The organism is Devosia sp. MC521, assembly GCF_014127105.1.
Classification (GTDB): Bacteria; Pseudomonadota; Alphaproteobacteria; order Rhizobiales; family Devosiaceae; genus Devosia.
This window is the reverse complement of record NZ_CP059902.1, coordinates 3,401,338-3,412,792: the sequence shown is the minus strand read 5'-3', so window position 1 is coordinate 3,412,792 and position 11,455 is coordinate 3,401,338. Positions and strand designations below refer to the sequence as shown.

Here is an 11,455-nt window from a genome sequence, read left to right as displayed (position 1 = left end):
ATCAGCATGCTCGGGGGCGCCATCAGGAGGAGGACGCGCGTACTTTGGTATTGCCCCAAGCCCAAGAGCGCTAAGCTGAACTCGCCAAGCGACTGCCTCAGGTGGCCCTGGTACTGGCGCAGCGTCCGACATTTCATTTTACGGCGGATTAGGGGCCGGTAGCTGACAGGCAGTTTTTGGACCAAAGGCGTCGAAAAGCAGACTATTCAGAGTCCATCGCAACCAGCGGCAGAGTAGGGGCCGTATGCGGACCATCTGCTATTGGGCAAGAGCTGCCATGTTCATTCACGACGTTAGGGCAAGCGAGCACAGCATCGCTGCCGCGATGCCCACTATTTAGCTGTGCGGTCGTTGTGTCTGCTTTTAAAAAATTGTCAGGCGCATTGGGACGGCCGTAATGGGGCACTTCGCCGCCGCCTAGCATCAGTGCCGACGAAGTGCTCTAAGTTACATTTTAGTGGCCCTGATGCGGACAAAGCGTGTAAATTATGCGTCTCTGCGCGGGGTGCCGGAATAGGTCCATAACCATTCTTTTGGCAGTGGCCCTTTGTTGCGGTAGGTGGACTGTGACTCTTCGTAGGCGTGGGCCAGTATCCCGATGGAGCGCGATAGGATGAAGAGCCCGCGGCAGAGGGATGGTGGGAAGCCCAGACTTGCGTAAATCGCAGCGGTCACGCCATCGATGTTGAGCGGGATGCGCTTTGATTTCGTCTTGGCAATGCAGTCCTCAACGGCAACGGCAATCTTGGCGTAAACTGCATCGACGACACCGGCTTCGGCAGCGCTTTGAAGAATGGCCAAAAGCTTTGTGGCTCGCGGGTCAACGGGGTGGAAACGATGACCATAGCCCGGAACAAACTTTTGCCCCGCAGCAAAGCGCTTCTGCAAATGTTCTTCAGTTGCAGCGTCGAGCGATTGACCGGCCAGTATGGCTTGACGGATCGCCTCAAAAATCTCCGCCGCTTGTTCTCCAGCCCCGCCGTGTACATCGTCAAGGACGTTGATGGCAGAGGCCATAGCGCCATTCAGACCCGTGCCGCAGCTGCTGGCCATGCGGGCGATTGCGATGGATGGGGCTTGGGGACCATGGTCAACACCGGCGACCATGGCAGCCTCAAGCAGTTTTGCCTGATCTGGGCTCGGAAGATCTCCACGCAGCATCAGCCAAACCATCTGCGGATAGGAGATGGAGCCTATAAGTTGCTCAATTGGATAGCCGCGCAACTCTATCTGACCGGGTTCCATCCGGATGATTTCGGTCGACCACCAGTCTTGGGCTTTACCGCGTTCGGCACTCACAGTTTTATCAGTCATGATGCGCACTGCCTTTGCTTGAGTGGTCCAAGAATTTCGTCGTTGTGCTGACCCAACAGGGGAGCTGGACTGTCGGGTGCTGGATCACCGCTGCTCAAGCGATAGCCGGAACGCATCACCCTGACGGGGGCGGAGATACCTTCGACCTCGAACTCGGAAATGAAGTTGCGTTCCAAGATCTGAGGCTGACTCAGAGCTTCGGGTAGTGTCAGAACCTGACCTGCCGGCACGCCCGCAGCATTCAATCGGTTCGACCAGTATTCTGAGCTTTCGGTGGCAAGTGCCGCTTCCAATTCAGCCGTCAGTTCAGAGCGATATTGCTTCCGGGCCTCGCGCTCAGCGAAGCGGGGATCATCCAGCAATTCTGGACGACCAACGATTTCACAAAGCTTGGCGAATTGAGCTTGCTGGTTTGCAGCGATGTTCAAAAGGCCTTGCTTGGTCTGGAAAGTGCCAGACGGAGCAGCGGTCATATTGTCATTGCCGCGACGTGTGGGTTCGACACCTGCAATTAGGTAGTTGGAGACATTCCAACCCATTGCCACCATAGTAGCTTCCAGCATGGACACATCGATGATCTCGCCCTCGCCTGTGCGGGCTTTACGCACGAGCGCTGCCGAAACCGCAAATGCTGCGGTGAGGCCACCGATCGTATCGGAAGCAGGATAGCCTGCGCGCAAAGGGCCGCTCGTGGCATCGCCCGTAACGCTCATTGCGCCAGATAGGCCTTGAATGATTTGATCATAGGCCGGGTTGGTGGCTAGGGGGCCGGTTTGCCCGAAACCACTGATAGCGCAATAGACTAGGCCCGGATTGACCTGCTGGAGCTCCTTTGCGCCAAGGCCAAGACGTGCCATTACGCCTGGACGGAAATTCTCGAGCAAGACGTCGGCTTCTTCGACCAGCTTAAGAAAGAGCGCCTTATCAGGAGCGTTTTTAAAGTCGAGCGTTACGGACTTTTTCCCAGCGTTTTGAGCGAGGAACGATGCGCCTAGACGGATTTTGTTGAGCTCTGGACTGGCTCCAAGTTGGCGGGCGAGGTCCCCGTCTCCGGGAACCTCCACCTTGATCACTTCCGCACCAGCTTGAGCAAGCTGATAGCCACAAAGTGGGCCTGCTAGAACATTGGTTAGGTCCAGAACCTTGATGCCATCAAGTAATCTTGCCATGGCGATATTTCGTCCTAGTCCCGGCGCTTAGGAAGCGCGTTCGAAGATATATGGCTTTGCGAACACGATGTTTGCGCCACGATCGCCAGCCTCAACTGGCACTTCCATGCGACCGACCTTTTCGATCTCGATGGCGACAACGTCCCCATGTTCAATCTTGTCGACGCCAGCTGGCGTCCCGGTTGCAATAATGTCGCCCGGATAGAGCGTAGACGCCGAAGAGGCGATAGCGATCATGTCGCGGATCTTGATGATCAGATCCTTGGTGGTGGCAGACTGGCGGAGGTTGCCATTGACCCACAGCTTCATCGTCAGGTCAGTTGGATCGCCAACTTCGTCCGCTGTGGTGATCCAAGGTCCGACTGGGGTGAAGGTGTCATAGGACTTGCGGAACACACGCTCTTCACGACCACGCACAGTGATGTCGAGGAGGCAGGAGTAGCCGAAGATGTAGTCCAAGGCGTCTTCTGGGGCGATGCAACGACCTTCCTTGCCAATAATGATGGCGAGTTCACACTCATGGTGGACTTCACGACCAGGCAGGTTCGGCAGTTCGATAGCTTGACCGGCGCCGCTGAGCGAAGAGTTCGACTTAAGGAAGTAACCCTGCACGTCGGCGATTTTTTTCGTCGCCATTTCGGTCGCGTGGTCATGATAGTTGACGGGGTAGGCGATCAACTTATTTGGCCAAGGAACGGGCGTTTCTAGAACCACATCAGAGAACGCGATGGGCTCTGCTTTCGCTGCTGCTTCGGCGATAGCGGCCTTGCGGCTTTCGAATTCAGCAATCAGTCGGACCGGACCAACAGGTGGAAATTCGCCGGGAACCACACCGGCGACTTCGGTCACGTCGCGGATAGTATCGTCAATGACAACGCCGATACGGCCAGAATTGAAGCGCACGATCTTCATTTGGAAATTCCTATGCGTGGGGCACTTAGGTACCCAAAATATAAGTTAGATGGATCAATCCACTTGGCGAATGCGCGAAGACTTCTGCCAGTACACGAACCGCTTTTGGACGGCGACGCAGATCGAGAACAGCGTGATGCCGACAAGGCTGAGCAGGAAGATGAGGGCAAAGCTCTGTGCGGTGTTGAGCTGCACAGACGAGGTGCGAATCAAATCACCGAAACCACGGCCACCACCCATGAACTCGCCCATGATCACGCCAGCTACTACAGACACAGCCGCAATCTTGACGCCGGTCATAATGTAGGGAAGCGCAGTTGGGATCTTGAGCTTAAACAGGGTCTGCAAGCGGCTGGCGCCCAGGGTCTTGAAAAGCATGCGCCCATTGGCATCGGTGGAATTGAGGCCGGCCGCGGTGCTGATGATAATCGGGAAGACCGTCACAAAGATCGCGAGTGCAACCTTGGACTGAATGCCGAAGCCGAGCCACGCAACAAAGAGCGGGGTGAAAGCGACCTTTGGCATAGTGTCGAGCGCCACGAAGATTGGCATGATGGCGCGCTCACCAATGCTGGTTTCGCCCACAATAATACCGCAGCAGACGCCTACGATTATCGCCAAGACAAAGGCGATCAACACCGATGAACCCGTTGTCATCAATGCTTGGAAGACGTAGCCACCGGTGACAAGGTTCTGGACCATGATCACGAGTGCGCTGAAGGTTTCACCCGGCGATGGAAGAATAATAGGCGAAACGAGCTTGAGACTAAAAGCAATCTGCCAAGCGCTGACCAGGATGAAGAGCACCATGGCAATGGCCAAGGATTGCGGGATGCGCTCGATGAAGGGGAGTTTTTCTACCCGGACTTCGAGGTTAGGATTGGTCGCATCAGTCATTTGAAGGCCTCGCGATCGAGGTGGCCGCGGATTTGTGAAACAAGTGTGCCAAAGCGCTCGCCATTGGCCATTTCCAACGTACGGGGGCGTGGCAGGTCGACCGTCACGGTCTCAACAATCCGGCCAGGGCGGGCAGACATCACGTAAATGGTGTCCGAAAGGAAAACTGCGTCGGCAATGGAGTGGGTCACTAACAAGGCCGTTGCTTTGAGCTCCATGCAAATGCGTTGCAGCTCAATATTCATGAAATCTTTGGTGATTTCGTCCAGAGCGCTGAAGGGCTCGTCGAGCAGCAGCACTTCCGGATCGTTGATCAACATACGGCAGATCGCTGCTCGCTGCGCCATACCACCCGAAAGTTCGGACGGCTGTGCGTCTGCGAATCCTTCAAGTCCAACGAGCTTGAGCAGATCGAGAGCCTTGTTGCGGTATTCGCGCGACTTAGACTTTCCATGCACGATCTCAATCGGCAGAAGGATGTTTTCAAGCACCGACCGCCACGGAAACAGCGTTGCCTGCTGGAACATCATGCCGATGTCTTTGCTGGCGCCATCGAGTGGCTTGTCTTTAAGAGTGATCGAGCCGGTAGACGGGGGTAGAACCCCCGCCATGATTTTCAGAAGGGTCGACTTGCCACAACCGCTCGGCCCAATAACCGAGGTAAAGCTACCTCGCGCCAGGGATATAGAGGTGGGCGCCAGCGCAGAGATTTTGCGCTGAGTATAGACCTTGCTCACATCTCGCAGCGTGAACACTGCATCACGAGACGTGTCTTGTGATTGACCCTGTAGTGTCATTTAGGCGTATTCCAAGCTTCGATGAACTGATTTGTGTAAGCTTGGTGCACGTCGATCGATGGGTCGTTGAGCGAGCCCGAGGCGATCAGGCTTTCACGCCAAGCGTCCCATTCATCCTTGTGATGCATGCCCCAAGTGGTGCGGTCGATTGGTACGATGCGGCTCTTGGACTCTTCGTAGAGATTGCCGGCATAGACCTTGTCCGAACCTTCGAGTGGGTTACGGAGTGCGGAGTACGCTAGTACTGCATCTTTGTTTTCAGGCAGAATGCCCCACTCGGACGCGCGTACATAAGCACGACCAAAGCCTTCGATCACTTCAGGATGCTCGGCAATGAACGCCTCGGTGGTCACATAACCATTACCGAAGAAGCTAAGGTACTTCTCTGGTGTGACGTCCTTCAGCACAACGCCCTTCGAGGTCAGGGTTGCCGCGTCAACACGGGTGCCAACATAGGCATCAATATCGCCACGCAGGAATGCAGCGGCAGCAAGGCCGCCAGGGCCAACGGGCAGGAAGGTGTAGTCGACATTTTCTGTCAGGCCAGCTTCCTGCAGCGCTGAACGGGCAAATGCCACTTCCGAACCGTCTGGTGTGCCGACGCCGATAACCTTACCGCGCAAGCCTTCAACACTGTCAACGCCGGCATCTGCCTTGACAGCGATACCCATGGTCGAGCGAACGTTGTGATTATAGAAGAAGATAACATCTTCACCGCGGGCACGGGCATTGAGCACTGGACCAATGCCGGCAGCGCCCATATCAGCCTGACCGGAGATGATTGCCTGAAGGACAGCTGCTGAGCCGTCAACCGCCTCGGCCTTTACGCTCAAGCCCTCTTCGGCGAAGTAGCCCTCATTCATTGCCACGTCGAGTGGGAAGTTCGTGACCGTTCCGGTGCCTGGGAACAGGATCGTCACCTCGGTCAGCTTATCTTGTGCAAGCGCTGGTGCGACGAGAAATACACTCGCCATCAATACGTTAAGAAACTTCAACCTGTTCCTCCTCCTAGAAGTGCGGTTGGCGGGATTAACCGTCTTATTTGCGGCCGCCACCGCGGAATTTCACGACCAGCATTTTGGCCATTTTTCTTACGGGCACTGCTTTAAAATCCCGATAGACAGAACGACATTCTGCTGGATAGAATATTCAATATCTAAAATGCCGTGTCAATGGGGAGGAAATGAAATGCTAAAATCGCTGACGGAATGTCATTCGTGGGTGACGCGTCTTCCTCGAACAATCACCTTCTTGATTGAAAATGTTATCGAATTTGAAGACGATCGAGATCATTGGCTCGGCGTTTTCAAGACTTGGTACGATGCGGCCGTCGCTGGAAAACCAGAGGGCAACGGACCGATAGATGTGCCTTTTTATCCAACCCGAATCCTTATGCAGGACACGGCAGGAATCGCAGTCCTAGTCGACTTAGCGTCATTGCGGGACGTCGTGGCCGAACGCGGAGGCGACCCGACGCGGATCAACCCCAAGGTTCGGATCGATCTTGTCGTCGATCACTCGGTCAACGTTGACCACTTCGGCTCATCGAGCGCGCTCGGTCAGAACATGGCGCTAGAGCAGGCGCGCAATAAAGAGCGGTACGGTTTCTTCAAATGGGCAGAAGAGAGTTTCGATAACCTCAGGGTAATTCCGCCAGGGAATGGCATTTGCCATCAGATTAATCTCGAACAGCTCAGTGAAATCGCCTGCGCCTCTCCAAACGACCCGAACCGTATGATCGGTCAGTCCGTTATTGGAACTGACAGCCACACCACTATGGTCAATGCTCTGGGCATTCTTGGCTGGGGTGTAGGAGGCGTCGAGGCGGAGCTGGTCGCTATGGGCGAGCCGATCGGCGTCACTCTGCCTTCTGTGACCCAGCTGCGGCTGACCGGTACTCGACGTGCTGGCATCACCGCTACAGACATTGCACTGCACTGCACGCGTTTGCTCCGTAGCCTCAACGTCGTCGGACACTTTATCGAGGTTACCGGACCAGGCTTGTCGAGCCTAGACCTCGCTGATCGAGCCGCTATCGCCAATATGACGCCAGAGTTTGGAGCTACGGCTACGCTGTTCCCGGTCGACGGAGCAACTCTGGACTATCTGTCGTTGATGGGACGAAGTGCCGAGCAGATCGAAAACTACAGTCGTTACGCGCACGACAGTCGTCTGTGGCGCGATGATGCCGAAGATCGCCTCTATTCACGTAGCGTCGTCCTTGACCTCAGCACGATCTCTCCAGTGATGGCGGGGCCATCTCGACCGCAGGACGTTGTCGATTTGGCAGAGGTTCCTGCGTCGTTGTGCAAGCGCTTTCCGCAAGTCGAGACGAGCGTCGTCAGCGAGCAAATTCGTGATGGTGCAATTGCCATTGCGGCCATCACCAGTTGCACCAATACGGCAAACCCTCGCTTGATGATCGCAGCCGGTTTGGTCGCGCAGAAGGCGGTGGCACTGGGCCTCAAGACGCCGGCTTGGGTCAAAACTTCGCTCGCTCCTGGCTCTCGGGTCATTGGCGAGATGCTCGATACGCTCGGATTACAACAAGCATTGTCCTCGCTGGGCTTTGATATCGTAGGCTACGGTTGCACAACCTGCGTGGGCAACTCTGGTGGCCTTACAGCAACTGCGCAAACCCATCTCGCAACCAATCCAAACAGCATCTTTTGTGCTGTGCTTTCGGGTAATCGCAATTTTGAAAGCCGCATTCACCCCGATGTCCAGGCGAACTATCTGGCCTCGCCTCCGCTGGTGGTTGCCGCCTCGCTTGCCGGCAATTTGCGAGTTAACCTTGAGACGGATCCGATTGCGTGTGTAGGCTCTCGACAAATCATGCTAGCTGACCTCTGGCCCTCGGAAGCCGAGATTGAAGCGCAATATGCCATTTGGCAGAAATCGTTCGATGCGACCAAAACCGGCAAGGTTGCTTGGTCAGAAAGTACAACAGAGCCAAGCGTCCTATACCCTTGGGATCCAGCCTCCACCTTCATTCGAAAGGCGCCCTTCTTCGACACACCGGCGACTGCATCGGACAACATCCGTGGAGCAAAACCGCTCCTCGTACTCGGGGACAGCGTCACTACAGATCACATATCCCCGATCAGTCGCATCGCGCCGTCATCAATCGCAGGCCAATATTTGCTTAGCCAGAGCGTCACTGCGCAGGATCTCTGCGGCTATGGCGATCGTCGTGGCAATTATGAAGTGATGTGGCGCGGCGGCTTTGCGCATCCGCGTCTCGCAAACAACTTGAGCTCCAAGATTGGTCCGTGGACCAATGTTGGCTTGAACGAAGAAATTTCAGTGTTCGACGCCGCTCAATATTGGACGCGGAAAGGTCGCCAGTGCGTTGTTTTTGCTGGCCGCGAATATGGCACCGGGTCTGCTCGCGACTGGGCAGCGAAGGCAACCCAACTACTTGGCGTAACAGCCGTTGTAGCGAATTCATTCGAACGTATTCACCGCAGCAATCTAATTGCTTTGGGCATCTTGCCCATTAGCGTGGAGACACCGGTGCGCACGCTGGAAATCGATTGGCGCATGGACATAGATATTGTTGGTGTTGACGCAATTTGCGAAGAGTATAGAGCGGTTCAGCTTATCCTACGCCGTGGCGATAAAGAGCTAGTCCTCGTTGGACGTTGCGAGATACACACGGCGAACGAACTTAAATGGCTGCGCTGTGGCGGTGCATTCCAGTATGCCGCAGAACTCATGAGCGAACAGGCGAGACGGGATTGAACGAGACACACTCACCAAATGGCGTAGCAGCCGTCGAGCGGGCACTTTCGATCCTACATGCGTTTCGCGGCACCAATGGAAAGATGTCCCTCAAGGATATCGCCGCCAAAACCGGAATGTATAAAAGTACAGTTCTGCGCCTAATCGCATCTCTTGAAAATCAAGGGTTTATGCGTCGGGTGGCTGACGGATCTTATCGTTTGGGCGCTGCGTTGTCAGAGCTCGGCATCATCTATCAGTCCTCGTTCAACCTGAAGGAGTTCGTTGAGCCTGTCCTCGAAGAACTCGTTCAAATAGTCAACGAAAGCGCATCGTTCTATGTTGCGACGGCCGGCCAGCGTCATTGTTTGTTCCGTGTAGATGCAAATCAGGTCATTCGTGATCATATCACGGTCGGCGACACTCACCCTCTAGGGAAGGGCGCGAGTGGTCGATGTTTGGTTCAGTACGCGCAAGGCATGCCAGACCATATACGCCGTGAAAATTTTGTCCTCGCATCGTTTGGCGAACGTCATCCAGACATGGCTTCCGTTTCTGCTCCAATTTTTGGGCAGGGCGGTGAACTCATGGGTGCGCTTACCCTCAGCGGGCCACAGCAGCGTTTCACTCGAGACGCTGTTATTCGCATGACTGACGTTCTGGCAGCAAAAGCTCTGGAATTGTCCAGCGCATTGGGCCAGCGGCTGGTCCTAGCCTAACGTACAAGGCGGCAATCTCTTCGTCGGATTCCCACGAGGCTGTCGGGGGAGGTCATCAAGGAAACGGTAGCGGATACAATAATCTCACTAGTCTGGCGAGCTGGTCGAACCTGACGGCGGGGTGGTTCGCATTAGCTTTGTAGGTCGCTTATACCGCTAGACCGTAATCTTCGCGTTCTGGCAGTGCAGCTTTGCCTCGCGTCACGGCTGCTTTCGGGATGTTCAACGCCTGACTTAGACGTCTGGAATGGGGGCGAGAGCTGAACATTCCCTATCGATCTGCCAGCTATGCGCACGGACGCTGAGGCGGGACAGATCGCGTTCTTTTCGCAACGCAAAAATGGAAAAGATGCCTGAAAGCTAAGTTTAAGCTTGGCTCGATATCAACCCTTTCCGGGCTGAGGCGATGTGGCGGCGCATAAGCAATTCGGCCAGCTCTACGTCACGGTCTGCAACCGCTTCAACGATGCGCTCGTGCTCAGCCAAGGCGCGCTGTGCACGGCCCGGTACGATGCGGTGCTGCATACGATAGAGGCGGAACAGGGTGTAGTATTCGCCGCACAGCAGATCAAACAAGTGCTGATTGCGACCAACTCGGGCGATCATAAAATGAAAGTCGGAATTGGCCGTTGCCTGCCAATAGACCAAGGCGTCAGGCTCAGATAAGGCGCCGCGATGGCGCTGCAGCATGGCCCGCAATTCATTGATCTCGGCATCGGTCGCATGCTCGGCGGCCTGGCGAGCGGCCAAGCCTTCGAGCACTTCGCGAATGGTGAATAGCTCCAGCGCATCACTTGGGGTGGGTACGACAACGCGCACACCCTGGCGGGGTGCGCGTGTCACAAGTTTGCGTTCCTCAAGGCGTCGAATAGCCTCGCGAAGTGGTCCACGGCTCACGCCGTATTGAGCTGCAAGCCGAGGCTCACTGAGTTTCGCACCCGGCGCGAAAGTGCCTAAAACAATGGCTTCGCTCAGTTGCTCGAACAACTGGTCGGTCAGCAACCGTTCGTCAGTACCTTCGCTTGGCCCCAAGATCTGCTCCATATTACTCGCTCGTCGCGTAACGCTTTTCGAGGGTGTCGTAGAAAGGTTTGTTCACGAGGCGCTGACGTTCCTTGAAGGTCGCCACCGGCCCCCTTTCGTCAAGACTGCCATCGGCCTTGAGCTGCCCAAGCGCATTCTGCATGCCGTAGACAGCGCCTTGCAAAGCTACGTTGGCGTAGAGGACCAGCTTAAAGCCCATCGTGCCCAGCTCTGCTAGGGGTAAAATGGGTGTGCGGCCACCAACCACAAGGTTGACCAGTTGTGGTGTCTTGGGGAGGCGGGCTGGGATCGCCCGCAGTTCCTCTACGCTCTCGGGCGCTTCCACGAAGGTGATGTCAGCACCATCCTCGATGAAAGCCTGTGCCCTCTCTATGGCGGCATTGGCACCCAGCGTCGATCGCGCATCGGTGCGCGCAACGATGAGCAGGTTGGAATCCTGACGTGCATCGGTGGCTGCCTTGATGCGGCTCCTCGCTTCATCGAGCGAGACAACGTCTTTACCGGCAAAGTGCCCACAGCGCTTGGGGTTAACTTGATCCTCGATCTGAATGGCACTCGCCCCAGCACGTTCGAGCGTTCGGATTGTGTGCCGTACATTGAGCGCATTGCCAAAGCCGGTATCGGCATCGACGATAATTGGCAGGTCGGTGGCATCGCGGATGGTGGCAGTATGCTGGGCAATCTCGGGCAAGCCAATAAAGCCAAGATCTGGCATGCCAAGATAGGTATTGGTAAGGCCAGCCCCAGAAAGGTATATGGCCTCAAACCCCATGTCCGCGATTATCCGTGCCGCCAAAGCATTGGCCGCGCCGGGGAGCAGCAGGACGCGATCCTCGGAAAGCCGTTCACGGAAAGACCGATTTATCTCGTGGTTCAGCAT

10 protein-coding genes are annotated in these 11,455 nt (G+C 55.7%); 2 read left to right on the top strand and 8 right to left on the bottom strand.

All coding sequences use genetic code 11. The features are described from left to right. Positions 1 to 486 precede the first annotated feature (486 nt). The 6 genes from H4N61_RS16425 to H4N61_RS16400 are packed head-to-tail and all read right to left on the bottom strand — an operon-like array spanning position 487 to position 6,084. A complete protein-coding gene (locus tag H4N61_RS16425; RefSeq protein WP_182394504.1) occupies positions 487 to 1,314 on the bottom strand; it encodes a citryl-CoA lyase in 828 nt (275 codons plus the stop codon). Beyond that, on the bottom strand, positions 1,311 to 2,483 hold the full coding sequence (locus H4N61_RS16420) for a CoA transferase (protein ID WP_182394503.1): 1,173 nt from the start codon (positions 2,481 to 2,483) through the stop codon (positions 1,311 to 1,313). Before H4N61_RS16420 ends, H4N61_RS16425 begins: the two co-directional genes overlap by 4 nt. Before the next feature lie 27 nt (positions 2,484 to 2,510). Then, a complete protein-coding gene (locus H4N61_RS16415; RefSeq protein ID WP_182394502.1) occupies positions 2,511 to 3,395 on the bottom strand; it encodes a fumarylacetoacetate hydrolase family protein in 885 nt (294 codons plus the stop codon). 54 nt (positions 3,396 to 3,449) lie between these two features. Next, the gene (locus H4N61_RS16410; protein WP_182394501.1) at positions 3,450 to 4,292 is read right to left on the bottom strand and encodes an ABC transporter permease; all 843 of its coding nucleotides are present in this window, start codon (positions 4,290 to 4,292) and stop codon (positions 3,450 to 3,452) included. After that, positions 4,289 to 5,089, bottom strand: a complete 801-nt coding sequence (locus tag H4N61_RS16405) for an ABC transporter ATP-binding protein (protein ID WP_182394500.1) — start codon at positions 5,087 to 5,089, stop codon at positions 4,289 to 4,291. The genes H4N61_RS16410 and H4N61_RS16405 overlap by 4 nt, the downstream gene beginning before the upstream one ends. Next, complete coding sequence (locus H4N61_RS16400; protein ID WP_182394499.1) at positions 5,086 to 6,084, bottom strand: ABC transporter substrate-binding protein; 999 nt, start codon at positions 6,082 to 6,084, stop codon at positions 5,086 to 5,088. Before H4N61_RS16400 ends, H4N61_RS16405 begins: the two co-directional genes overlap by 4 nt. A gap of 193 nt (positions 6,085 to 6,277) precedes the next feature. On the opposite strand from H4N61_RS16400, the gene acnA reads away from it, so the two are divergent. Continuing rightward, positions 6,278 to 8,833 carry an aconitate hydratase AcnA gene (acnA, locus tag H4N61_RS16395; protein WP_182394498.1) on the top strand — a complete coding sequence of 852 codons (2,556 nt, stop codon included), beginning with the start codon at positions 6,278 to 6,280 and terminating at the stop codon, positions 8,831 to 8,833. After that, positions 8,830 to 9,531: an IclR family transcriptional regulator gene (locus tag H4N61_RS16390; protein WP_182394497.1), complete on the top strand. Its 702-nt coding sequence runs from the start codon at positions 8,830 to 8,832 to the stop codon at positions 9,529 to 9,531. Before acnA ends, H4N61_RS16390 begins: the two co-directional genes overlap by 4 nt. A gap of 366 nt (positions 9,532 to 9,897) precedes the next feature. Here H4N61_RS16390 and H4N61_RS16385 read toward each other — a convergent pair whose 3' ends face one another. After that, a complete protein-coding gene (locus H4N61_RS16385; RefSeq protein WP_169197042.1) occupies positions 9,898 to 10,575 on the bottom strand; it encodes a GntR family transcriptional regulator in 678 nt (225 codons plus the stop codon). A 1-nt stretch (position 10,576) separates the two neighbouring features. Next, positions 10,577 to 11,455, bottom strand: coding sequence for an isocitrate lyase/PEP mutase family protein (locus H4N61_RS16380; RefSeq protein ID WP_169197043.1), 879 nt, complete (start codon positions 11,453 to 11,455; stop codon positions 10,577 to 10,579).

Bases quoted from the DNA above. Each gene is read 5' to 3' on its own strand.
- H4N61_RS16410 (WP_182394501.1), bottom strand. From the start codon at position 4,292: ATGACTGATGCGACCAATCCTAACCTCGAAGTCCGGGTAGAAAAACTC.
- H4N61_RS16385 (WP_169197042.1), bottom strand. From the start codon at position 10,575: ATGGAGCAGATCTTGGGGCCAAGCGAAGGTACTGACGAACGGTTGCTG.
- H4N61_RS16415 (WP_182394502.1), bottom strand. From the start codon at position 3,395: ATGAAGATCGTGCGCTTCAATTCTGGCCGTATCGGCGTTGTCATTGAC.
- H4N61_RS16405 (WP_182394500.1), bottom strand. From the start codon at position 5,089: ATGACACTACAGGGTCAATCACAAGACACGTCTCGTGATGCAGTGTTC.
- H4N61_RS16420 (WP_182394503.1), bottom strand. From the start codon at position 2,483: ATGGCAAGATTACTTGATGGCATCAAGGTTCTGGACCTAACCAATGTT.
- H4N61_RS16380 (WP_169197043.1), bottom strand. From the start codon at position 11,455: ATGCTGAACCACGAGATAAATCGGTCTTTCCGTGAACGGCTTTCCGAG.
- H4N61_RS16425 (WP_182394504.1), bottom strand. From the start codon at position 1,314: ATGACTGATAAAACTGTGAGTGCCGAACGCGGTAAAGCCCAAGACTGG.
- acnA (WP_182394498.1), top strand. From the start codon at position 6,278: ATGCTAAAATCGCTGACGGAATGTCATTCGTGGGTGACGCGTCTTCCT.